22 protein-coding genes and 2 tRNA genes are annotated in these 22,375 nt (G+C 50.0%); 7 read left to right on the top strand and 17 right to left on the bottom strand.

The genetic code is table 11. The features are described 5' to 3' along the window. Positions 1 to 17: 17 nt before the first annotated feature. The 9 genes from flgH to ACSF8X_RS06315 all read right to left on the bottom strand — a co-directional run bounded on the left by flgH (position 18) and on the right by ACSF8X_RS06315 (position 7,463). Entirely contained in the window at positions 18 to 791 is a 774-nt protein-coding gene (flgH, locus tag ACSF8X_RS06355; RefSeq protein WP_047878910.1) for a flagellar basal body L-ring protein FlgH, read from the bottom strand. Between the two features lie 17 nt (positions 792 to 808). Next, on the bottom strand, positions 809 to 1,597 hold the full coding sequence (flgG, locus tag ACSF8X_RS06350; protein ID WP_047878750.1) for a flagellar basal-body rod protein FlgG: 789 nt from the start codon (positions 1,595 to 1,597) through the stop codon (positions 809 to 811). Positions 1,598 to 1,619: 22 nt separating this feature from the next. Beyond that, the gene (locus ACSF8X_RS06345) at positions 1,620 to 2,369 is read right to left on the bottom strand and encodes a flagellar basal body rod protein FlgF (protein WP_047878751.1); all 750 of its coding nucleotides are present in this window, start codon (positions 2,367 to 2,369) and stop codon (positions 1,620 to 1,622) included. Positions 2,370 to 2,616: 247 nt separating this feature from the next. Next, positions 2,617 to 3,930: a flagellar hook protein FlgE gene (gene flgE, locus ACSF8X_RS06340; protein ID WP_500850934.1), complete on the bottom strand. Its 1,314-nt coding sequence runs from the start codon at positions 3,928 to 3,930 to the stop codon at positions 2,617 to 2,619. Positions 3,931 to 3,948: 18 nt separating this feature from the next. Further along, on the bottom strand, positions 3,949 to 4,671 hold the full coding sequence (locus tag ACSF8X_RS06335; protein WP_047878753.1) for a flagellar hook assembly protein FlgD: 723 nt from the start codon (positions 4,669 to 4,671) through the stop codon (positions 3,949 to 3,951). A 19-nt stretch (positions 4,672 to 4,690) separates the two neighbouring features. Continuing rightward, complete coding sequence (gene flgC, locus ACSF8X_RS06330) at positions 4,691 to 5,107, bottom strand: flagellar basal body rod protein FlgC (protein WP_047878754.1); 417 nt, start codon at positions 5,105 to 5,107, stop codon at positions 4,691 to 4,693. A gap of 3 nt (positions 5,108 to 5,110) precedes the next feature. Beyond that, positions 5,111 to 5,509: a flagellar basal body rod protein FlgB gene (gene flgB / locus ACSF8X_RS06325; protein WP_047878755.1), complete on the bottom strand. Its 399-nt coding sequence runs from the start codon at positions 5,507 to 5,509 to the stop codon at positions 5,111 to 5,113. Between the two features lie 183 nt (positions 5,510 to 5,692). After that, on the bottom strand, positions 5,693 to 6,523 hold the full coding sequence (locus ACSF8X_RS06320; protein ID WP_047878756.1) for a CheR family methyltransferase: 831 nt from the start codon (positions 6,521 to 6,523) through the stop codon (positions 5,693 to 5,695). Between the two features lie 22 nt (positions 6,524 to 6,545). Then, complete coding sequence (locus ACSF8X_RS06315; protein WP_047878757.1) at positions 6,546 to 7,463, bottom strand: chemotaxis protein CheV; 918 nt, start codon at positions 7,461 to 7,463, stop codon at positions 6,546 to 6,548. 152 nt (positions 7,464 to 7,615) lie between these two features. On the opposite strand from ACSF8X_RS06315, the gene flgA reads away from it, so the two are divergent. The 3 genes from flgA to ACSF8X_RS06300 all read left to right on the top strand — a co-directional run bounded on the left by flgA (position 7,616) and on the right by ACSF8X_RS06300 (position 9,208). Further along, positions 7,616 to 8,323, top strand: coding sequence for a flagellar basal body P-ring formation chaperone FlgA (gene flgA / locus ACSF8X_RS06310; RefSeq protein ID WP_157037813.1), 708 nt, complete (start codon positions 7,616 to 7,618; stop codon positions 8,321 to 8,323). Positions 8,324 to 8,437: 114 nt separating this feature from the next. After that, on the top strand, positions 8,438 to 8,758 hold the full coding sequence (flgM, locus tag ACSF8X_RS06305; RefSeq protein WP_047878758.1) for a flagellar biosynthesis anti-sigma factor FlgM: 321 nt from the start codon (positions 8,438 to 8,440) through the stop codon (positions 8,756 to 8,758). A gap of 21 nt (positions 8,759 to 8,779) precedes the next feature. Beyond that, a complete protein-coding gene (locus ACSF8X_RS06300; RefSeq protein ID WP_047878759.1) occupies positions 8,780 to 9,208 on the top strand; it encodes a flagella synthesis protein FlgN in 429 nt (142 codons plus the stop codon). A gap of 154 nt (positions 9,209 to 9,362) precedes the next feature. Here ACSF8X_RS06300 and ACSF8X_RS06295 read toward each other — a convergent pair whose 3' ends face one another. Both ACSF8X_RS06295 and ACSF8X_RS06290 read right to left on the bottom strand, forming a co-directional pair. Continuing rightward, positions 9,363 to 9,800, bottom strand: coding sequence for an LPP20 family lipoprotein (locus tag ACSF8X_RS06295; RefSeq protein WP_047878760.1), 438 nt, complete (start codon positions 9,798 to 9,800; stop codon positions 9,363 to 9,365). Positions 9,801 to 9,906: 106 nt separating this feature from the next. Beyond that, a complete protein-coding gene (locus ACSF8X_RS06290; RefSeq protein WP_047878761.1) occupies positions 9,907 to 10,542 on the bottom strand; it encodes a FlgO family outer membrane protein in 636 nt (211 codons plus the stop codon). Between the two features lie 261 nt (positions 10,543 to 10,803). Between ACSF8X_RS06290 and ACSF8X_RS06285 the strand changes: the two genes are divergently transcribed. Beyond that, positions 10,804 to 11,958 carry a flagella assembly protein FlgT gene (locus tag ACSF8X_RS06285; protein WP_047878912.1) on the top strand — a complete coding sequence of 385 codons (1,155 nt, stop codon included), beginning with the start codon at positions 10,804 to 10,806 and terminating at the stop codon, positions 11,956 to 11,958. Positions 11,959 to 12,056: 98 nt separating this feature from the next. Next, a tRNA-Arg gene (locus tag ACSF8X_RS06280) sits at positions 12,057 to 12,133 on the top strand. Between the two features lie 207 nt (positions 12,134 to 12,340). On the opposite strand, the gene ACSF8X_RS06275 is transcribed toward ACSF8X_RS06280, so the two are convergent. From ACSF8X_RS06275 to zipA, 6 genes are all read right to left on the bottom strand, one after another. After that, positions 12,341 to 12,416, bottom strand: a tRNA-Ala gene (locus ACSF8X_RS06275). 221 nt (positions 12,417 to 12,637) lie between these two features. After that, positions 12,638 to 14,062 carry a glutamate--tRNA ligase gene (gene gltX, locus ACSF8X_RS06270; protein WP_500850933.1) on the bottom strand — a complete coding sequence of 475 codons (1,425 nt, stop codon included), beginning with the start codon at positions 14,060 to 14,062 and terminating at the stop codon, positions 12,638 to 12,640. Positions 14,063 to 14,269: 207 nt separating this feature from the next. After that, a complete protein-coding gene (locus ACSF8X_RS06265; RefSeq protein WP_500850932.1) occupies positions 14,270 to 14,434 on the bottom strand; it encodes a hypothetical protein in 165 nt (54 codons plus the stop codon). A gap of 223 nt (positions 14,435 to 14,657) precedes the next feature. Then, on the bottom strand, positions 14,658 to 16,076 hold the full coding sequence (locus ACSF8X_RS06260) for an OprD family porin (protein ID WP_500850931.1): 1,419 nt from the start codon (positions 16,074 to 16,076) through the stop codon (positions 14,658 to 14,660). A 543-nt stretch (positions 16,077 to 16,619) separates the two neighbouring features. Then, positions 16,620 to 18,635: an NAD-dependent DNA ligase LigA gene (gene ligA, locus ACSF8X_RS06255; RefSeq protein WP_500850930.1), complete on the bottom strand. Its 2,016-nt coding sequence runs from the start codon at positions 18,633 to 18,635 to the stop codon at positions 16,620 to 16,622. Positions 18,636 to 18,749: 114 nt separating this feature from the next. Next, positions 18,750 to 19,964 carry a cell division protein ZipA gene (gene zipA / locus ACSF8X_RS06250; RefSeq protein WP_500851149.1) on the bottom strand — a complete coding sequence of 405 codons (1,215 nt, stop codon included), beginning with the start codon at positions 19,962 to 19,964 and terminating at the stop codon, positions 18,750 to 18,752. A 404-nt stretch (positions 19,965 to 20,368) separates the two neighbouring features. Here zipA and cysZ point away from each other — a divergent pair, with 404 nt between their 5' ends. Further along, complete coding sequence (gene cysZ / locus ACSF8X_RS06245; RefSeq protein ID WP_047878768.1) at positions 20,369 to 21,130, top strand: sulfate transporter CysZ; 762 nt, start codon at positions 20,369 to 20,371, stop codon at positions 21,128 to 21,130. 175 nt (positions 21,131 to 21,305) lie between these two features. Then, positions 21,306 to 22,274: a cysteine synthase A gene (gene cysK / locus ACSF8X_RS06240; RefSeq protein ID WP_047878769.1), complete on the top strand. Its 969-nt coding sequence runs from the start codon at positions 21,306 to 21,308 to the stop codon at positions 22,272 to 22,274. Positions 22,275 to 22,375 lie beyond the last annotated feature (101 nt).

Here is a 22,375-nt window from a genome sequence, read left to right as displayed (position 1 = left end):
CGAAGGTGGGCCGTACATTAGATGGTGACATTGAAAAATTTTGACAACCAGCCCTGATCCTGAACATCCTGCCGGTCACCCGTGCCGGAGTACTGGATACGCGCATTGGCAACGCGGGTAGAAAGCACCGTGTTTTCCTGCGAGATATCATCCGGACGGATAGTACCACTCAAACGAATGTATTCTTCGCCAGTATTGAGCAGCAACCACTTCTCGCCACGCACCACCAAGTTGCCGTTTGGCAAAACATCGACAACCTCGACCGTCACCGAGCCTTTGATGCTGTTGCTCTGGTCAGCAGAACTGCTGCCCTCGACCTTGTTGGCGTTCGATACTCCGTAGGAGATATCATGGCTGCCAATATTCAGCTTCTGGCCACCCAGCATCAGCGGATCCATCGACAAATCCGTGGATTTATCGAGATCGGAACTCGCGCTCTTTTTCGCTTGGGTCTGCTCTTCCAGCATAATGGTGACAATATCACCCAGCCCACGCGGCTTGGTGTCGTCATACAGATCTTGCGCATGACTCATGCTAAACAGCGACCCGGTTGAGGTGGCATAGTGAGCCGGCTTTTCCTGCGGGCGAATACTACTCCAAGCAGGATCGCCAGCTTCTGGATCTTCGCGTTTGCGAAGAAGATCCACTAGTCCCTTGCTCTTTTTCTCGTTGGTCCCTTCGACCGCATCAACCGTAGTCGTCGCCTGAGCCACGTCCGATTCTTGCGTCTCAGGTGACTGAGCACAGCCACCAAGGCCCAAAACCACCATCAAAAAAAGGTATTTTTTCATCATGTGCAGCCGCCCCGTTATAGCTGCTGGTTCACGTAGCTCAACATCTGGTCTACCGTCGAGATAACCTTCGAGTTCATTTCGTATACACGCTGGGCTTCAATCATATTAACCAGCTCTTCGGTCACGTTGACGTTGGAAGATTCCAGCATCGACTGACGAATTGAACCCAAGCCTTCCAAGCCCGGTACACCTTCTTGAGGATCACCGCTGGCACCGGTCGGTAAGTACAAGTTCTGGCCAATTGGCTCCAAGCCGCCTGGATTGATAAATGATACCGTGGCGATCTGACCAAGTACCTGATTTTCCTGCTGACCACGGATACGGGCAGACACCTCACCATCAGTACCGACAGTCACGCCCACCGCATCTTCTGGGATCACGATTTCAGGCTGAAGCTGATAACCCGAGCCTGTTGTAACCATCTGGCCTTCAGAGTTAACCGTGAACTGGCCATTTCGGGTATAGCCCATGTTGCCGTCCGGCAGCAGGATCTGAAAGAAGCCATCGCCTTCAATCATCATATCCATAGCATTGCTGGTCGTCTGGCTGTTGCCTTGGGTAAAGACTTTCTGGGTCGCTACCACTTTCGAGCCGGCACCCAACATCAAGCCACTTGGCATCTCGCTGTCTTGGGTAGACTGGCCGCCTGGCTGGTTGATATTCTGATAAAACAGATCTTCGAACACCGCACGGCTCTTTTTGAAACCGACGGTCGAGGCGTTAGCCAAGTTGTTCGAAATCGTCGAAATATTGCTTTGCTGGGCGTCAAGGCCAGTCTTACTCACCCATAATGCTGGATGCATTGTTGTTTCCTTCTATCCGTTATTAGCCCAGTCGCAGCAGTGATGACGATGCCTCGTCCATCTCTTCGGCGGTTTTCATTAGCTTGACTTGCATTTCGAAATGACGCTGCAGATCGATCATACTGGTCATCTCGCCTACTGCGTTCACGTTACTGCCCTCTAAGGCGCCGGTCAGCAAAGAGACCCCTGCATCGGCATCAAAGACCTCACCGGGATTTTTCGATTTGAACAAGCCATTGACGTCCTTGAACAAATCACCATTGTTCGGACGTACCAACTTGATACGATCAATCGTTTCCATAGCATCAGGCGGCGCGCCCTGTGGCAATACCGAAACAGTACCATCTGTGCCAATTTCAATTTTGCTGATTGGGAGAGGGATAAAAATAGGCCCGCCACTCTCACCAACCATTAAGTTGTCAGTGCTGTTGAGCAGCATGCCCGTCTGGTCAATCTTCAATCCGCCAGCACGGGTATAGGCTTCCTCGCCAGAGGGATCCATCACCGCCATCCAGCCGTCACCTTGGACAGTCACGTCCAAATCTCGCCCGGTGGTCATTACCGAGCCTTGAGCAAAGTTCTGCCCCGGCCTTTCAGTCATCGCAAACACACGGCTCGGAAGCCCTTCACCGTAGGCCTGCATCGAACGCGCCTGCTCCAAATCAGCACGGAAGCCGGTTGTTCTAACGTTGGCAAGGTTGTTGGCATGCAGTTGCATCCCGTACATATCCTGCTTGGCACCGCTCATGGCCAAATACAGAGCACGATCCATTCTTGACTCTCCAATCAAAAGATATCGCTTTAATGCAAAAATTATGCCACTAAATTCACCAACATTTCGTCACCAGTGCACGATAAACTCATGGGTTAGCAGGCGACTACATACAGTGCAGAGGACGAAAAGATCGCAAGACGGCAAGCGAGCAAAGCGGAAGGTGGAGCATTGGGGGGAAAATAATGAGGGGAAAACAATTGCCGCCTTGAAACAAGACGGCAATATAATATGCGCACTAACTGAATTAGCGGATTTGCAGAATGTTCTGCTGAAGCTGGTTGTTCACGTCCAGAGCACGCGAGTTGGCCTGGAAGTTACGCTGGGCAGAGATCAGATCCACCAGCTCCTGGGTCATATCGATGTTGGACTGCTCCAGTGTGCCGTTCTTGATTGCACCGAACGAACCCTGTGATGCATCACCCCAAATCGGAGCACCCGATTCCTGGCTCACCTTCCACATAGTACCGCCCTGCTGGCTCAAGCCCTGATCGTTAGGTACGCGAACCAATGCCACACGACCAACGACCACATCCTTACCGTTAGAGTAAGAGGCCAAAATGTTGCCATCAGGATCGATATCTACATTCGACAGGTAACCCGTCGTCGCACCGTCAGCATCTTGGAAGCGGCGAACTTCGAACGGCGAAGAGTACTGGGTAGTATTGCTGTAGTTCATCGACAGCTTCTGGGTGTCATCGGCACCGCCAACGTTAACGCCTGCAGTCTTGAAATCCACTGTCGGGAATTTGTCAGGCGATGTCATCTGGCCAGCTGAGTCAAACGTCATCTTATGGCCAACCAAGCTACCGTTAGTCACGTAGTGTGCATCAGTTGTTGGCAAATCAATATCCAGACCAGTCTCTACGCCGTTTTTATCCGTCACGGTGTAGTAGACCTGCCATGAGTTTGGCGTAGTCGGGCTTTCTGACACATAGTAGGTCGATAGCTTGTATGGCTGACCTAGCGAATCGTACATGGTCGATGAGGTCGACTTGTTGTACGAATCAGGGTTAGCGAAATCAAACGGTGAATTGATCGGCTTGCTCTCGCTGTTTGGCAGGTTAAGGCCAATCTCAATATTGCCAGATTGCTTCGGTGAGCCGAAGGTATCTTCAATCTTCAGTGTTTTCGGCTCATAAGAGGATACCGAACCGGTTTCTCTGTTTACGTCATAACCAAGAATGAACTGGTTCTCAGAGTTGACGATTTCGTTGTTGCTATTAAGGTGGAAGGCACCGTTACGCGTCAGGGCATTGTTCGATGGCTCGTTCTTGTTCGGCGCAACAGCAAAGTAACCCGCACCCGTAACTCGAAGATCAAGCGGGTTGTTGGTGTAGATGCTCGAGCCTTCGTGAAACTGCTGGGCAACGATTGACGTCTGAACGCCACCACCGGTTGTAGTCTTACTGTTGGAGAAAATTGAGTTCGAATACACGTCGGAAAATTCGGCTCGAGACTCCTTGAAGCCATAAGTATTGGCGTTGGCGATGTTATTACTGGTTGTGTTCAAATCTTTTTGAGCCGCACCCAAGCCACTCAACGCAATATTCATACTCATTGTCGTTATACCTCGTTATTATTTTGCCTTGCCAATCTGCACAACTTCAGCCAAGTTAAATGGCTTATCGAAGCCAGCAAGGTTAAGCATGACGCCGCCCTCACCTTTGCCAAGCAACACACTGTTCACGCTTGCATTGGTAAAGACGTCAAATTCTTTGTTCTGACCACTGACCATACCGGATACCTTGATGGTGTACTGACCAGCAGGCAAAGGTTTGCCGTTTTCGTCCAGCCCGTCCCATGCGATGTCATGCTCGCCGGCACCCTTCGCACCAAGATCGATGGTACGGATCAGTTCACCGCGCGGTGTTTCTATCCGCATGACCGCCTGATCAAGCGAATTAGTCAAGCGAACCTGACCGCTGATCCCGCCTTCCTCAGTCTTATAACTGGTTGATTTCGGGATCAACACATCCTGTCCCACCAGCGATGATGCCTGCAGGGCTTGGTTGGATGTCATGGCGGTATTAAGCAGGCCAAACTGTTCATTCATTTGGGTGATCCCGTCCACCGTGGCGAACGAGGCCATCTGGGCAATCATCTCGTCGTTACCCACTGGCTTGAACGGGTCCTGCTGAGCCAACTGCTTGGTTAGCAGCGACAGGAAATCTTCCTGCTTTAGCTCGTTCTGACCCGTAACCTTTTGCTCGTCCAGGACTTTCTTTTCCTGCATTTCCTTAAGCTGGTCCATATAGGTCAGGCTGCCGCCTTGGCCGATGCTACCGTTAATTGCACTCATCAGGTTCTCTCCTTATGCCTTATTTGCCCATCTGCAAGGTTTGCATCAGCATCTGCTTGCCGGCATCTGCCACTTGCACGTTAGTTTGGTAAGAGCGCGAGGCCGAGATCATATTGGCCATCTCTTCCATAACATTGACATTAGACTTGTAGATAAAGCCCTCTTCATTGGCAAGAGGGTGATCCGGGTTATATTCAGCGTTGAGCGGCTTCTGGCTCTCGACAATCCCCTTCACTTGTACCGGCACACTGTCTTCGCGCTGGTAACTAGCACTTTGCAGGGCCGCCGCAAAGATTGGGTGGCGGGCCTTATAGGTTTCTTCAGCCGAGCTACTCACGCTGTTGGCGTTGGCCAGGTTACTCGATGTGGTGTTGAGTCGTACGGACTCCGCACTCATAGCCGAGCCGGAGACATTGAAAATATTGAACAAACTCATTGATTACTCTCCTTTCAATGCCTTTGAGAGGTTCTTGAATTTTGAACCGAGGAAATCCAGTGATGCCTGATATTCGATTGCGTTCTGCATGAACAAGTTCTGCTCAAGCTGCGCGTCCACGGTGTTGCCGTCGCCTGTATCTGGCTGGGTTGGCACCCGGTACTTCTGCTCACCCATCACGTGCGACGAAGAGGCAGCAATATGCCGACCATTGGTTCGGCTAAGGCCAACTGTTGCCCCCGAGGTTGCCGCATTGAGCGCTCGCTTGAAGTCAATATCTTTGGCTTTGTAGCCTGGGGTATTGGCATTGGCAAGGTTGCTGGCCAAGGTTTCGGCGCGCTTGCCCCTAACGCCAACCGTGTACTGGTGTACACCCAGTGCTTTATCAAAAGAAATCGACATACTGCCTCCATCATTCACTGGCCAATAATAAGCAAATGATGTGCCAACTTATTGTTAGCGCTCCAACTTTGCCCTTATCCAGACGATCCCGGCACGCTGGGAACGAAAATGGACGTAAAAAAAGCCCCTGGGCCTATTTCAGCTCAGGGGCTTTTCTACTTCAGAATTTTCAGCTGCCGCCAATCACTTCAGTTTGTAGATAATTCCAGGGTTACAGCGAATCATCTCAAACTTATCACTCAGCCCGGTCAGTGACTCCGATGCACCAAGCAGTAGGTAACCGCCAGGATTAAGGCTTGCCGCCATCTGGTTCAATACCTTGGCTTTCATTTCTGGCGAAAAGTAGATCAGTACGTTTCGGCAGAAGATGATATCGAACTTACCCAACAGCGCATAGCTGTCTTTGAGGTTCTGCGGGCGGAAGTTCACCATCCGCTTCACCTTGTCATTGACCTTCATCCGGCCATCGCCGTTGTCTTCAAAGAACATCCGGCGGCGCTCAGGCGACAAACCACGGCTCAGGGCCAGGTTATCGTATGCCCCGACACGGCAGGTATCCAGCATAGTCTGGGAGATATCGGTCGCGGTGATCTGCACCCCGCCCGTTAGCATTCCCGGACGACGACCTTGAGTTTCCAGCACGGTCATCGCAATTGAATAAGGTTCCTGACCCGATGAACTTGCAGCCGACCACACCTTGAGTGGGCGTTTGTTGGCGGCCAGTTCCGGCAGAATTTTATCGGCCAGTACCGTAAACGGGTAGGTATCGCGAAACCACAGGGTTTCGTTGGTTGTCATCGCATCCACCGCGGCCACACGCAAATCACGATTGCGACCGGAAATCACCAGCTGAAGCAGTTCAGACAGTGACGGTAGCGAAAAACGGCTAAGCAAAGGGCTCAAACGGCTACGTACCAGATACTGCTTACTGTCGCCGAGTACAATGCCGCACTGGCCTTCAAGAAACCGGCAGAACTCACGGTATTCCTGATCATTTATCGTTACAGCTGTCATTTACTACTCAATTTCTTTGTTTTTAATTTGGCATTGCCGCTTTTACAGCAGCGCCCAGTTCATCTGGGTTGAACTTCGGAATAAACGCATTGGCGCCTACCCGCTCAACCATCGCCTGGTTAAACACACCGCTCAATGAGGTGTGCAAGATAACATGCAGGTCTTTCAGGTTTGGATCGTTACGAATTTCCGCTGTCAGGGTGTATCCATCCATTTCAGGCATTTCGATATCCGAAATCACCAGCGCAAGCTGCTTGTGGATATCATCTTCCTTCGCCATGCTACGCAGGGTATTGATGGCTTCTTTACCGTCTTTCACCAATACGCACTCACAGCCGATCGCCTCAATGGCACGCTGAACCTGCTTACGAGCAACACTGGAGTCATCGGCAACCAATACTCGGCTTACCGGCGGCAAGTCATCCACCAAGGTTTCCAGTACCGTGTTGGTAATATCAGTGTTCACCGGCGAAATTTCATCGAGGATTTTTTCAACATCGAGGATTTCAACCAACTCGTTGTCAATCTCGGTGACGGCTGTCAGGTAGTTGGCCTTACCCGCGCCTTTCGGCGGCGGCAGGATTGACTCCCAGTTCATGTTAATGATGCGCTCAACCGAAGAAACCAAGAATCCCTGAATCGAACGGTTGAACTCAGAGATAATCACGAAGCAGTTATCCAAATCATCAATCGGACGACCACCGGTCGCCAGACTCATATCAATAACAGAAATCGTCTGACCACGAATATGGGCGATCCCTTTTACCAACGGGTGAAGGTTGGGCATGGTTGTCAGCTTTGGACACTGCAACACTTCTTTAACTTTAAATACGTTAATCCCGTAACGCTGACGGCGCTGCAAACGGAATGTTAGCAATTCCAAGCGGTTTTGGCCGACAAGTTGCGTTCGCTGGTTGACTGAATCCAGGATCCCCGACATAAGGATGACTCCGTGTTATTCGTTTTTATTTTTGATACGCATTCACTGATTGGCTTATGATAACAGCGCTGATCATAATCAGCCTCTACCACCATCCCATACTTCCCACACCGCAAGACTGCAATACATGGGCATAGAAAAGAGCATTAACCGTGAACCCGAGAACATTTTTTCGTTTGATAATTGTATTTATCGGCCTAATGGCCACATTCTTTAGTACATTTCTTCTCGCAGAAACGCAAGATAACATCAATGACGTACGCAAGGCTGCTGAATTATTTGTCTCTCAACAGATTGAAAAACCAGCGCGCGGAGAACTCCATATTGAAGCTGCCGCCCTCGACAGCCGCATCCGCCTAACCACTTGCCCAACACCGCTGGAAACCAACATCCCGGGCAAACAATCACTATCAGGCAATGTGACCGTGTTGGTGAGCTGTCCTGCCGACGGATGGCAAGTTTACGTTCCAGTCAGTACTAAACTGCTCCTACCACGAGTTGTCGCCAGCCGCCCCCTCGCCCGAGGCATGACACTAGCGAACAGTGACCTGACTGTACAAATGGTTGAGGTACGCCTGCAGCGCGGGGTCACCTTCGATAATCCGACGCAAATTATTGGTTCAAAAGTCAAACGAGCTGTCCAGCTCGGTGACGCTGTTATGGGCAGCGACATCTGCCTTGTCTGCCGCAACGATGCCGTCAATATCAAAGCCGGTAATGGCGGCCTGAGTATCATCACCAAGGGGTCTGCACTATCCGATGGCTCGCTGGGCGAGCAAATCCGAGTGCAAAACAGCAAATCACGGCGAATCGTCGATGCTATCGTCACTGATGTGGGCGAAGTCACCGTCAATTACTGACACACTCTGCCAGCAAAAGTGCAATAATTGCGATAATACAGCTAAAGTAATCTCACAGACTGCCGAATAATGTGTATTCTCTGATTATTGTCTCATTGTCCAAGGACTAAGATTATGGCAAGTATCGACCTACTTCGTTCGGGTCAGCCGCTGGCAACCCAGCGCAACAGCACGACAACCAGTGCCGGAGCTTCGTCGTCAGCTCAAACTAAAGCGGCACACGGCAGCGATGCCAATACCAGTGACTCGATCTCACTTAGCTCACAAGCAAGATCTGTCGGTCAAATTCACCAGCACCTTGCTGCCGAACCGAGTTTCGACGACGTCAAGGTTAACCAGATCAAAGAAGCCATTGCCAATGGCTCTTACACTATTGATGCCGATAAACTAGCAGCCAACATGCTCAAGTTCGAAAACGAACTCAAAGATATTTAATGCTGCCGAGAACAACCGACTATGACTTCCAGCCTTCAATCGCTGCTTGAACAACAGCAAGACAACCTCGCCTCGCTACTAACTCTGCTAAATGACGAGCAGCGGGCGATTGTCAATCGCCAGTCAGAAGACATCACGAGCTTGGCACGGCAAAAAATTGCCCTGCTCGATAAAATCAAGCTGGTTGACCACCAAGTGGCTAACCATGTCGATACGGCGGAAATCACAAGCAATGAAGCACTGCGCGCGCAAGTCAAATCCATCCGGGAAAACCTTGCCGAATGCCATATCATCAATAATCTCAACGGCGATGCGCTGCTAAGGGCACAACGCAGCTTCCATATGCTCAATAATCTTATTCAGCAAAGCCGTGGCAAAAATCAGATGACCTACAACAGTGAAGGTATCGCTCAGAATGTGCGATCTTTCGGCACAAACCTGAAAGCCTAATCCCTGAAGCTCAAACAACTGAAGCCATAGAAATCCAATAAGCAGGCCACTTCCTCCTCACCTTGTCTTTCATGCCGCTACGATGTTGCACATCATACAGAAAGAGAAAGACATGGGGCAGAAAGTAGCACCGCTAGCAAAATGGATCTCACTGTTAGAACAGTAGATCCTGCGATGCCGGGACATGGTATACCTCACCATACCCTTTCATCATTTCCATCTTGTTGAGATCCAACTTCATTTCGGTCACATAGTTGTCACCGACCGGATAGCTGCGCACCACTTCGGCACCACGAATAATACCATCCGCCGAACCATCGGTTGTTTCAATGCCCAATGCCTGATCTTCCATCCCTGCACGGGCACTGACACGCATCCCATAGACCTGCTCGGTCAACTCGCGGTAGGCATCCAGTTTCGATGCCCGCATCGCCCGGGTACGTTTTTCCTCGTCCGTACGGCCACGCTGCTCGCTAATTGAAGCGTAACCTACTGCATTAAGTACTTTACCTTCACCGTTATGTCGCATGTCTACCAATGGCTGACACCCGGCCAGCAACAGCATCATGGTGGCAACCAGCCAACTACGCATTACTTGTTCCTCATTATGTTCAAACGTACTGACGCCCATCGGACGCCAGCACTTTTTGTTTCAGGGCTGCTATTGTATTTGATACTACAAGCAAGCCAAGCCCTAACTAGGGCTTTATCACTACAGTATTGCGGTCGTAAGACAGAGTATCGTCGCGAATGATCACGCCATTGTCGAACCGTACCTTGTTCATCGTGTCAATGTCACGACCGATTTGATCTGCCGGCAGAAAACCTTGCGCAGTGGCAATCACTACCTTCGAACGCATCCCGATGATCCGGGCATTGACCAGTACCCCGGCCCCCTGACGCAACATCGTACCTGTCAGTACATAATCGATAGATTGTTCGCCAGCTAACTCGCGCCAGTTTCGGGTAATGGAAAAATCGCCTTCTGAGGTCACCTTGATGGCCCCTGTTGCTTTGTAGTCCACCACGGTATAACCACGTTGCTGCATCTGGTACATAAAACCTTCGGTTACCGTATTGCCCAGCCAGTTTGTCTCGTCCATATTCTGCAGATCAACAAAAGATGTCACGGCAAGCGGGGTTTTGGCTGTTAGATACTGGTTAGAGGCCACCAGTTGCTCTGTCATTCCCTCAATAAAGTAATCGATCGTATGCCGAGGGGTCTCCTCTAATAGGAACTTACTGCCATGATAAGGTGCCTTACCATTATAAATGGGAGAGTAAGCACAAGATACCGATGCCATTGCCAGTACCAAGACGATCCATTTTTTCATTCAAACCCGCTCCAGATGAAATAAATTATGTTACTTCTTACCTCTTATCGTCCATTGCACTTATTTTCTTAAACGGCGATATAGAAAAACCTGCAGTGTCTGCCTATTTGGGAACATTATTTGCATACACTTTGCTGAGTAACAAAACTATCATGACCGATAAAATAACTGGACCACATCATCAACGATCCCCAGTTACCAAACCGCCACTAGGCATTAATACAAGCAAAATTCGTACCCAAGTTAAAAATGACCGAGAATATGCGAAATTTCCGCCCCACAACGGCATGGCGCTCCCTGCTTGCCACTCTATTAATCTCGCTTGGCTCAAGTCAGGCCCACGCCGCTTGGTATGAAGTCACCGGCAGTGCGGTAATTATGGAAAGCAACACCGAGGCACGCCGTAATGCCCTCGAAGATGCGGTACTACAAGCGATGGACTCAGCCGGAGCCGATATTGGTAATTTCAACAATATCAAACCCTACCTGACCAATGACCGCGACCAATACCAGTTCAGCGGCAGCGAGATCCGCCATATCTCGGTTGTCAAATCACAAAAGAAAAGCGGCAAATATTACCTAACCGCGCGCATTGATATTTACCCATCGGCAAAATCTTGCCACCAGGTACAATACAAAAAAGGCCTGCTGCTAAGCGAGTTTCGTCTAGAGTCCCCCCAACACGCCTCGCTGGGTGGGGTCTACCAAATCGGCCAGTCTTTCACCAATATCCTACAAAAGCAGATCGCCAAACGATCGCAGAGCTTTGTCGTTTCGGATATCAATCGCTACCCAGTCGATCTCAGCCAGCCCAATGCCGTCACCATGCTGGCTTCAGATCAGGACGCCCAGTACATCATTACGGGATCGATTTCTGATCTCACCTCAACGCTCGATCAGAAACTGCTGCGGGATGACCAGATCAACCGCCAATTTGCGGCCAACATGCAGATCATTGACGGTAAGACTGGTGAGATATTGCTGCAAAATAACTACCGAGAGATCGCCGAATGGCCATTTAGCCGAGTCAGCCAGGTTGATACCAACAGCGCCCGCTTTTGGCAGTCAAAATATGGTCAGGCTGTCCTTAGGGTAAGCCGAAATATGATGCTCGATATGGAATCGGCATTGTCTTGCCGTGCCAGCCTGCCCGAGGTCATCGGCACCTTTGGCAACACGGTCCAAATCAATGTCGGCCGAATCCACGGGGTCGAACCCGGTGACGAACTGACTCTTTGGCACTCAGCGGGATTCATCGACCAGAACGGTATCGCCAGAAACCGGATGGTACAGACCCACATAACCCTGACTGTTGACAGGGTTTATGAAAAATCCTCCGAGCTACTTGTCAACCAGCCAGAATTGGCTGCCAGCATCCAGCCAGGTGATTTAGTAACCAAACAGCAAGGAAAGTGATGCTAATAGCTTAATTTCTTGGAATGTTTTTGTATAATAGAGGAACACAGCCCAACAGGCCTATACCATTGGTATGATAACAGCCTGTCAGGTGCTATGCTCCCTTAGCTCAGCAGGATAGAGCGTCCCCCTCCTAAGGGGAAGGCCACAGGTTCGACTCCTGTAGGGAGCGCCATATTCTAAAGCCCAGCATCTGCTGGGCTTTTTTGCATCAGTAACACCACACATCCGCCATTTCACCTACGACTCCGTGGTTTTTATCGCCTTGCAATGACAAGTACTGCTCTCAGGCCACATACAGGCTAAATGGAATGGTTCCGACTAGTCAAAACCCAGATGCAAAAAAGCCGTCCCATTTCTGGAACGGCTTCCCCGTAAAATTTGGTGGAGCTAAGCGGGATCGAACCGCTGACCTCTTGCATGCCATGCAAGCGCTCTCCCAGCTGAGCTATAGCCCCAAACCTTGATGCCGATAATAAAAACTTAGTTAAATCATGTCAATACATGCTATCAATGATTACTCTAGCCGATGAGCAATTTGTGAAAAACGTCACAGAGAAGACTAATGCCCCATTCTATTGGCTAGTTGGCTACCACGTCTATTTCCGCTACACCCCAACAAAAAAGGGAGCCACCGGCTCCCTCTTGCTGTTATCTCATTATCTGCTTAGACAGATAATTAGCTGTTTGCTTCACGCTCAGCGATGTAAGCCAGCGCCATCTTGATACGAGCAACAACACGCTCCTTACCAACAAGAGCCATCACCGCATCAACAGATGGAGATTGACCTTGGCCTGTTACCGCAACACGCAGTGGCATACCCACCTTGCCCATGCCAAGTTCAAGCTCTTCACACACCTGTGCAATCACAGCGTGTAGATTTTCTGTAGTCCACTCAGTCAGGGCATCTACTTTGGCAAGAGCAAGCTCTAGTGCTTCTTTCGCTACTGGACGCAGGTGTTTCTTCGCGGCACCAGCTTCGAACTCGCTGAAATCCTGGAAGAAGTAACGAGACTGCTCAGCAAGCTCGATCAACGTATTACAACGCTCACCAACTAGCTTGATCACGTCAGTAACCGCTGGACCGTTGTCAGTAGAAATTTCTTTCTGGTCAAGGTGCCACTGAAGGTATTTCGCCACATATTCAGGATCTGCAGTCTTGATGTAGTGGTTGTTCAACCATAGTAGCTTGTCTGTATTGAAGGCAGACGCCGACTTGCTCACAGACTCCAAGCTGAACAGATCAATCATCTCTTGCAGTGAGAAGATTTCCTGATCGCCGTGTGACCAGCCCAAGCGCACTAGGTAGTTAAGCAGTGCCTGCGGCAAGTAGCCTTCGTCACGGTATTGCATTACGCTTACCGCACCGTGGCGCTTAGACAGCTTCGCACCGTCATCACCCAGGATCATTGCACAGTGCGCGAACTCTGGCACTGGCGCACCAAGCGCTTCGTAGATGTTGATCTGACGCGGGGTGTTGTTGATATGGTCTTCACCACGTACCACTTGGGTGATACCCATATCCCAATCGTCGATCACTACACAGAAGTTGTATGTTGGGCTACCGTCTGTACGACGGATGATCAGATCGTCAAGCTCACTGTTTGCGATTTCAATGCGACCACGGATCTTGTCTTCGAAAACAACAGTGCCTTCTTTCGGGTTGCGGAAACGAATACAGAATGGAGATTCTTCTGTCGCCGCCGCGTTAGCTGCAATCACTTTAGGGTGATTCGCGTCATAACGAGGCTTCAGACCAGCGGCCATTTGCTCTTCACGGATCTCGTCAAGCAATTCCTTAGGGCAGTAGCACTTGTAAGCTTTATCTTCAGCAAGTAGCTGATCAACCACTTCATTGTAACGATCAAAACGCTTGGTCTGGTAGTAAGGACCTTCATCCCAATTCAGTTCCAGCCATTCCATGCCTTCCATAATGGCATCGATCGCTTCCTGTGTAGAGCGCTCAAGGTCTGTATCTTCGATACGAAGTACAAATTCGCCACCCATGTGTTTAGCAAACAACCAAGAATATAGCGCTGTACGCGCACCACCTACGTGCAGAAAGCCGGTTGGGCTAGGTGCAAAACGAGTTTTAACCGTCATTGAACATTACCTAATTTACGATTTAGCATGCAGTCGAACGCTGCCGCGAAAATGATGGTCGCTATTTTAACACTGTCTGATAATTCTACAATCACTGCTCATAGTTATCCGCAGGGAGAGAGCAACCAGAAGAAGGTGTGAGAGAGGCAGGAGGAGCGAAAAGCCGGAGAATCCATTCTCCATCAGGCTGATCATCAAAACGCTTGATTAGAAATCGGCTTGATCCCCTTCACCGCCTTTGGCGGAGCAATAGAACCAAGGGACAAAGACCACATCGCCAGATGGCAGCTTACAGTAGGTCTGGCCAAAACCACCACCATTGCCACTATTCGCATTATTTCCAGAAGCGTAGGCTGGAAGTGAAACTGCCACAGCAAGCGCCATTCCTGCGAGTGTCATAGTTACAGCTTTTTTCATAATTCCCCCAACAATATATGACTTATGTCACAGTCAGTATAGGAGCTAGATTCAAGCCTGCCATTTTATAGAATTATTTTTCTTTAAAAATTTTATGATGTTAGCCACTTTCTTTTTTCAGGGTACAAAAAAGCCGGCCCATAGGCCGGCTTGATAAGTGTCAACTTCTAACTATAGATTATAGGAAGTTGTAAGGTACGATAACCTGGAAGCGTAGGTCTGTTTCGTCAGCAGAAGCTGCACCTTCGTACTCGTCACGCTCTAGGATAGTACCGTGTAGGCGGATAGTTGTGCCTTTCAGAGAACCGCTCTGTAGAGAGTAAGATACAGTACCGTTCACTGCGTACTCGCTCTCGTAATCCCAGTCACCCTTCGCGCCTTCAGCTGCTGAATCAGCACCTGTACCGTAACCGAAGCCTAGGTAGTAGTTCCAGCCGTTGCCCTGGTCGTAAGAGATACGGTTGTACAATGAAATCTCGCCAGACTTGTTCCAGTCAGATAGCGCATCCCACCATAGTGAGTAGTTACCGTTAGTCATACCGTATGTGTAAATCATACGTGGGTTAACGTCACGGTCGTTGTCAGAAGATGCGTACTGTAGGTTAGACATCCACGCCCACTGGCCGAATGATGCGTTGAACGCTAGGCCTGTGGTGTAACCGAGACCGTCGTACTGGCGATCATCGTCAACACCGTAGAAATCGAACGCGATATTCATAGTGTCGTTGATGTTGTAGCGAGCGTAAGCCTTGAAGCCTGTAGTATCAACTGGGTCTTGGTAGCCTAGAACCACTTCGTTGCCCCAGTCTACGCCGTCAGTGTAAACAACGTCTGTTGCCTGACCGATACCAAACTGGAAGAACAGGTCATCAGTTGCTGTGATTTGTGCACCTAGAGAGTGAACGATACCCCAGCTTGTGTCAGACCATAGTGCTGGCGCGTAATCGCCTTCGTCTAGTAGCCACGGTGCAGTGTACTGGTCAGCGATGAAGTAGCTTAGCTTCACTTTGCTGAAGTTTGCATTTAGCTCAGCACCGCGGTAAGTACCTGGTACGAAGCTCCATACGTTACCGATTGTGCCGTTGCCGCCTGACTGAAGCATACCGATACGTGCATCGAAGTTTTCGCCAACTTTGAACTTAAGCGCAGCTTTGTAAACTTTTAGAGGGTCGCCGTCACCTGCACCCCAGTCTAGGTTGTTACAGGTAGAGATTTCGTTACATAGACGCTCGCCAGTACCGCCATTTACAGCACTGTCGTTGTACAAATCGCCAGAGAAGTAGGCACCAACATCGGCACCTAGCCAACCATCATGGTAGCCAGAAGTGAAATCAAGAATGGCGTTGTAAGAAGAGTAGTTCAAACGGCTCCAGCGATCGCCATCTTCGCCACCTGGCGCACCACTTGTACGAGTACGCGAACGCGTATCAACAACGAATGTACCGCTCAGTGTTGCGTCAGCTACGAATTCGTTGATTGCTTCAACGTACTCAGTACCACCCGCACTTTCAGTTGTAGCGTGAACTGGCATTGCCATCACACCAAACATTGCTGCGGTTAGCGCAGAAACTTTAAAAAGCTTTGAACTTTTTTCCATGGAAAAACTCCTAATAATACTAGCTGTTTGTGCTTGAGCCTGAATGGTTGGCCGCCGAAGGCTTCAAGTCACTCTCCCGATATGTCAGCTGATTAGAAATCAACTAATCCATATTCTTTGGACTTCGATTGAACTATTTATTCTAATCTCGGTCTCCTTTCCTCACTAAGACTACTTTCGCCCCAAAAAACATCAATCAGAACTTAATTTATTGTTTAAAAAATATGACTCAGTGCAAAGTTTTATAGCCATCAGTGATCACGATCATGCTTTGTTATCAACAAACCTAAAAGCAACGATAAAAACAATAATAAACAATAAGTTAATAAACAAACATCCGTCAAATATGCGACACATCTTCCATTACTAAAAGGATCTCAAAATTTGATTTCAAGATTCTTTGATATCAAAAAAAGCCAAATTCCGCCCCTTGTTTTACACCTGTAAAATAACATTTGATAATGTTTGATAAAAAAAACCTCTCATCACGATAAAAATAATGAGAGGTTCCTGTCGATACTTAATATGCTATTTCTGTGACATTTAGCGAGACAATATATCTACCAATGCCTGCTCATCCCAAATTTCTATCCCAAGCTCTTGCGCTTTGGCTAATTTTGAACCGGCGGCTTCACCGGCAACTAGCAAGTCTGTTTTCTTCGAAACGCTACCCGTAACCTTGGCACCGAGTTTTTGCAGGGCTTCTTTGGCATCAGATCGGGATAACTGCGACAGGGTTCCTGTCAATACCACGGTCTTACCTTCGAGCAAACGCTCACCTACAGCCTCTGACTTTTCGATTGCAGGCCAATGGATTCCGACTTCGATCAAATCATCAATCACCGCAATGTTATGCTCTTCACGGAAGAAATGGTAAACGTGGGCGGCAACAATATCACCGACATCAGGCACCTTGATAAGCTGCTCTTTGTCTGCAGCCAAGATCGCGTCTAATGTTTCGAAATGATTGGCAAGGTTCGCCGCCGTAGCCTCTCCCACCTCACGGATCCCCAGTGAGTATAGGAAACGCGGCAACGTGGTCAGCTTGGATGCAGCAAAGGCATCAACCAGCTTCTGGGCTGACTTCGGCCCCATTCGCTCAAGTACTGTTACCACCCCAGCAGAGAGTTTGAACAAATCGGCAGGGGTGGTAACCATTTCGCGGTCAACCAACTGCTCGATCACTTTCTCACCGCAGCCATCAACATCCAGCGCCTTGCGCGACACAAAGTGCTTGAGGGCTTCCTTACGCTGTGCCTGACAGAACAAACCACCAGAACAGCGGGCAACCGCTTCGCCTTCGATCCGCTCTACCTTGGAGTCGCACACTGGGCACGTAGCAGGAAAAACGATCGGCTTGGCATCATCAGGGCGGCGTGACAGCACCACTGACGCCACCTGAGGGATCACATCACCGGCGCGGCGGATCACCACGGTATCACCAACCATCACCCCAAGACGTTCAATTTCATCGGCATTGTGCAAGGTTGCATTGCTCACTGTCACACCGCCCACGAACACAGGCTCCAACTTGGCGACCGGCGTAATGGCACCAGTACGACCAACCTGGAACTCGACATTGTTAAGCAGCGTCATCTCTTCCTGAGCCGGAAACTTGTAGGCAATCGCCCAGCGCGGCGCACGGGAAACGAAACCGAGCTGGAGCTGAGTGGCGACATCGTCGGTTTTGATCACCACCCCGTCGATTTCATAAGGCAACGTGGCACGCTTGTCACCAATAGACTGGTAGTAAGCGATAACCTCTTTCATGCTGTCAAGCTGGCGCACCTCCGGACACATCGGCAAGCCCCATTCTTTCAGCTGTACCAAGCGCTCATACTGGCTTCCAGCAAGCTCTTTGCCTTCCACTACGCCAACAGCGTAAGCATAAAAACTCAGCGGGCGGGTTGCAGTAATGCGCGGATCAAATTGGCGCAGGCTACCTGCAGCCGCATTGCGCGGGTTGGCAAAGGTCTTCTCACCTTTCTTGCGGGCTTTTTCATTAAGGGCATCAAAACCCTGCTTGGGCATAAAAACCTCACCGCGAACTTCAAGCCTTGCCGGCCAGTCATCGCCACGCAATTTAAGCGGGATTGAACGGATGGTACGCACATTCTCGGTAATATTTTCACCCGTCATACCATCACCACGCGTCGCGGCCTGAACCAATACGCCGTTTTCGTACATTAGGCTAACGGCCAGACCATCCAGCTTAGGCTCACAGCAGTATGCCAGCGAGGCCAGAGCCGGCAGGCGATCACGCATCCGCTTCTCGAATGCCTCAAGCTCTTCGTCGTTAAATGCATTGTCGAGCGACAGCATCGGTATTTCGTGGGTGATCTGGGTAAAGCCATCCAACGGCTTGCCACCAACCCGCTGGCTTGGTGAGTCCAACGTCACCAGCGTTGGGTGGTCAGCTTCCAAAGACAGAAGCTGTTGCATCAAGCGATCATATTCAGCATCCGGGATCTCCGGATTATCCTCAACATAATAGCGATGTCCGTGATAGGTAAGTAGGTCGCGCAGCTCAGTTAGCTGCTGCTGAATATCATGACTCATGTTGTGTTCCTAAGCTATGCCATGCGCGTGAGCATCATCTCCCGATGGCAACAAAAACAAAGCCCCTTATACAAGGGTATAAAGGGCTGGGATATCTTATTAGATCAGGCTGGTTTAGTGCTTGGTGTAGCGCTGCGCCTTCTCTCGGTACTCGGTAATACGATGCGGGGTGATCAGGTTGCGCTCATGATCAAGCACGTCAGCCCCCAATGTATCAGCAATGCGCTGCACGGTTTGCAGCATCAAGTTGAAGTTCTGGTCCGCTCGGCCAGCTTCACATGGCAGCATCAAGTAGAAAGCAACACCCGGAGTTTCGAAATGTTCACCACCGCCTTCAGGGAAGTGACCTGGATGTACCATATTGGTAACCGAGAATATTACCGGGCCATTGCCAAGGGCATCGGCATGGCGATGGTAAACCGAGTTTTCGCCGAAGATCAGGTGGTTCTGCTCCAGCGCCATAAACAGCTTATTGCCTCTTAGCAACTCGCCGTGACGGGCGTGGATATTCAGAACGAGGAAGCTAGGTGGCAGCTCTGGCTCTGGCTCTGGCTCTGGCTCTGGCTCTGCAGAAGGCAAAATCAATTCCGGCTGTGGTTCAGCAAAGCTATCAACACGGATAGCCTCTTGCAATGGTTCTTCTTTCGCCTCGACCTTTTCTGTCACGTCATCAGAAAAGCTGATATTTTCAATCGTCAACGTTGGTTCGATATGCACCGATTTCATCGCCGATACCGGCTGCTCTTTTGCAGCTACAGGCTCAACAATCTTCTTATCCGCAACAGGCTCTGCAGGCATAGCCTTCGTCGGTACGGGCTGTTCTACCGCAGGCTGCACAACGGGTTCTGCTACAGGCTGCTGGGAAGCCACGACAGGCTGAGGCTCGGCCTTTTGCACAACTGCCGGCTCAGGGGCAGCCGGAGGAACACTTACCGTTGGCTCAACAACAGTCCTTTCGGTTACCACTGCCTCGGCGGCAGCCATGGTCTGAACAGCGGCTGGCGCAGGCTGCTTAGGCGGAGTATCGAGCAACGGATCGGCATCTAATAGAGGATCGGAATCCAATTTCGCACCGAAGTGGAAAGCCGGTTCCTTGCGCTCTGTACGCGAGTGCTCTGTCGGATTGTCTTCGCTATTTACCACGCGAACAGAACCCACACCATCTTGATCGAACCCTTGGGTATCGCGTGTGCCCTCGTCGAGTTTGCCTAACGGCTTCTCACCGAATTTAGCGGGTTTCTCTTTTCGGCTGCTCCACAGGCCATGCAGCAACAGTGAAGCTATTGCTAGCACACCAACAATAATTAAAACCAGACGCAATTCCTGCATATGACTACTCTGAATATCCTTGTGCCCACCGAGGGACAACCAACACCACAAGTTCTCCACCCGAAGGGCAAAGACGTACATATACTTCTTCGCTTAACCAAACCAAAGCAAGCAAAAAAGTCCATTTATCATATTATACGACCACTCAAGGACGCGGTCGCAACCAAGTTACTTGGTAAACACTACCCTAATGTATCAAAACTCAAATCGGAATGAGAAGGTGAATATGCCTAAAGGTGGAGGATAGTGCACTTGAGCACAAATTAGGTCATTGTTTGGTCAGGATATCACCACAAAAAAGCAGCAATTTGCGTCACGTCTCATATCAAGGCTAATATCGTGCTCAATATATCCCCAATTTCTTCTATGGCTGAGACCATAGCTCTTGATGACTAGGAGCCTCTATGCAACCCTCTCGTCACCAGCATTCCCCCATCAGCGGTGCTGGCTACTTCTTCCGCGGACTATCGCTTGCCATGCAACCGGGCACCCGCCGCTTCGTCCTATTCCCTCTTTTGATTAATATGGTCTTGTTCGGCACAGCCTTCGGCTTGGTATTGACCCAGCTAGGTGACTGGATTGATGGCTGGATGGCCCAGCTACCTACTTGGCTCGATTGGCTTTCGTACCTGCTATGGCCACTGTTGGCGATTGCGGTGCTGGTAACCTTTTCGTACCTCTTCAGTACCATTGCCAACTGGATTGCGGCCCCGTTCAACGGCCTTCTGGCCGAGCACCTCGAAGCCAAGCTAACCGGCCAACCCGCACCTGATGCGGGTCTCAAGGCTATCATGAAGGATCTCCCCCGGATCCTCCATCGCGAGTGGGTCAAACTGAAATACTACCTACCCAAAGCCATTGGCCTGTTTATCTTGCTGTGGATTCCGGCCATCGGCCAAACGGTCGGCCCGGTACTATGGTTCCTGTTCAGCGCATGGATGATGAGCATTCAATACGCCGACTACCCGTTTGACAACCACAAGGTCCCGTTCGTCACCATGCGTGATGCCCTCAAGGCCCACCGGGGCAAATCCTTGAGCTTCGGCAGCTTGGTGATGTTCTGCACCATGACTCCAATTATCAACCTGTTCGTGATGCCTGTGGCAGTATGCGGGGCCACGGCCATGTGGGTCGATCACTACCGTGACCATTACCGCCACTATTAATAGCAAATCGCGCAATATGTAACGAAGTACACCAAGGGCGTTGCCGTATCGGTAACGCCTTTCTCTTCCTCTCCTATATAACAATAAGATATAACCACAAATTCCTTTTCAATTGGCTTTCTGGCGTTATGCTTAGTGTTGTCTAATATGTTGGTGTTACGAAGGAACGACTACAATGAGTAAGATTTACGAAGATAATTCCCTAACAATCGGTAACACACCGCTGGTTCGCCTAAATCGCGTCAGCAAGGGTAATGTGCTTGCCAAAATCGAAGCCCGCAACCCAAGCTTCAGTGTAAAGTGTCGTATCGGCGCCAACATGATTTGGGATGCCGAGAAGAAAGGCATTTTGAAAGAAGGTGTTGAATTGGTTGAGCCAACCAGTGGTAACACCGGCATTGCCCTAGCCTTCGTTGCCGCCGCCCGTGGCTACAAGCTAACACTCACCATGCCTGAAAGCATGAGCCTGGAGCGCCGCAAACTTCTCAAGGCGCTAGGGGCAAACCTCGTTCTGACTGAAGCGCCAAAAGGCATGAAAGGGGCAATCGAAAAAGCAGAAGAGATTGTTGCTTCGGATCCGAGCAAGTACCTGCTACTTCAGCAGTTCAACAACCCTGCCAACCCAGAAATCCACGAAAAGACAACAGGCCCTGAAATCTGGGATGCAACCGACGGCGAAATCGACGTCTTTGTATCGGGCGTGGGTACAGGTGGTACACTAACAGGTGTTAGCCGCTATATTAAGCGTCAGAAAGGCAAAGCCATTACCACCGTTGCCGTTGAGCCCAGCGAATCTCCGGTTATCACCCAAGCGCTGAACGGCGATGAAATCAAGCCGGCACCGCATAAAATTCAGGGTATTGGCGCAGGGTTTATTCCTGGAAACCTTGAGTTAGAACTGATTGACGAAGTACAGCAAGTGAGTTCTGACGATGCTATCGATATGGCTCGCCGCCTAATGGAAGAAGAAGGTATTCTGGCGGGTATTTCATCAGGTGCGGCGGTAATTGCGGCAAATCGCATCGCTGAACGGCCTGAATATGCAGGGAAAAATATTGTAGTGATCTTGCCAAGCTCCGGTGAACGATACCTGTCAACGGCACTATTTGCCGGTATCTTTACCGACAAAGAAACCCAACAGTGATCACACTTTTCAATGATAACTTCAAGTTTGTTACTTAAAAGCCCCCCCACTGGGGGCTTTTTTGTTGCATTTAATCCTTAGCTCTAATATAAAACCGAGGT

It is taken from the genome of Photobacterium panuliri, assembly GCF_059920555.1.
The sequence above is the reverse complement of the archived record's forward strand: the minus strand, read 5'-3'. Positions and strand labels throughout refer to the sequence as shown.

Bases quoted from the DNA above. Each gene is read 5' to 3' on its own strand.
- ACSF8X_RS06320 (WP_047878756.1), bottom strand. From the start codon at position 6,523: ATGACAGCTGTAACGATAAATGATCAGGAATACCGTGAGTTCTGCCGG.
- ACSF8X_RS06285 (WP_047878912.1), top strand. From the start codon at position 10,804: ATGCGAAATTTCCGCCCCACAACGGCATGGCGCTCCCTGCTTGCCACT.
- flgG (WP_047878750.1), bottom strand. From the start codon at position 1,597: ATGCATCCAGCATTATGGGTGAGTAAGACTGGCCTTGACGCCCAGCAA.
- zipA (WP_500851149.1), bottom strand. From the start codon at position 19,964: ATGCAGGAATTGCGTCTGGTTTTAATTATTGTTGGTGTGCTAGCAATA.
- flgE (WP_500850934.1), bottom strand. From the start codon at position 3,930: ATGAGTATGAATATTGCGTTGAGTGGCTTGGGTGCGGCTCAAAAAGAT.
- ligA (WP_500850930.1), bottom strand. From the start codon at position 18,635: ATGAGTCATGATATTCAGCAGCAGCTAACTGAGCTGCGCGACCTACTT.
- gltX (WP_500850933.1), bottom strand. From the start codon at position 14,062: ATGACGGTTAAAACTCGTTTTGCACCTAGCCCAACCGGCTTTCTGCAC.
- flgB (WP_047878755.1), bottom strand. From the start codon at position 5,509: ATGTCGATTTCTTTTGATAAAGCACTGGGTGTACACCAGTACACGGTT.
- cysZ (WP_047878768.1), top strand. From the start codon at position 20,369: ATGCAACCCTCTCGTCACCAGCATTCCCCCATCAGCGGTGCTGGCTAC.
- flgH (WP_047878910.1), bottom strand. From the start codon at position 791: ATGAAAAAATACCTTTTTTTGATGGTGGTTTTGGGCCTTGGTGGCTGT.
- ACSF8X_RS06300 (WP_047878759.1), top strand. From the start codon at position 8,780: ATGACTTCCAGCCTTCAATCGCTGCTTGAACAACAGCAAGACAACCTC.
- ACSF8X_RS06290 (WP_047878761.1), bottom strand. From the start codon at position 10,542: ATGAAAAAATGGATCGTCTTGGTACTGGCAATGGCATCGGTATCTTGT.
- ACSF8X_RS06260 (WP_500850931.1), bottom strand. From the start codon at position 16,076: ATGGAAAAAAGTTCAAAGCTTTTTAAAGTTTCTGCGCTAACCGCAGCA.
- ACSF8X_RS06335 (WP_047878753.1), bottom strand. From the start codon at position 4,671: ATGAGTGCAATTAACGGTAGCATCGGCCAAGGCGGCAGCCTGACCTAT.
- ACSF8X_RS06315 (WP_047878757.1), bottom strand. From the start codon at position 7,463: ATGTCGGGGATCCTGGATTCAGTCAACCAGCGAACGCAACTTGTCGGC.
- ACSF8X_RS06345 (WP_047878751.1), bottom strand. From the start codon at position 2,369: ATGGATCGTGCTCTGTATTTGGCCATGAGCGGTGCCAAGCAGGATATG.
- cysK (WP_047878769.1), top strand. From the start codon at position 21,306: ATGAGTAAGATTTACGAAGATAATTCCCTAACAATCGGTAACACACCG.
- ACSF8X_RS06295 (WP_047878760.1), bottom strand. From the start codon at position 9,800: ATGCGTAGTTGGCTGGTTGCCACCATGATGCTGTTGCTGGCCGGGTGT.
- flgM (WP_047878758.1), top strand. From the start codon at position 8,438: ATGGCAAGTATCGACCTACTTCGTTCGGGTCAGCCGCTGGCAACCCAG.
- flgC (WP_047878754.1), bottom strand. From the start codon at position 5,107: ATGAGTTTGTTCAATATTTTCAATGTCTCCGGCTCGGCTATGAGTGCG.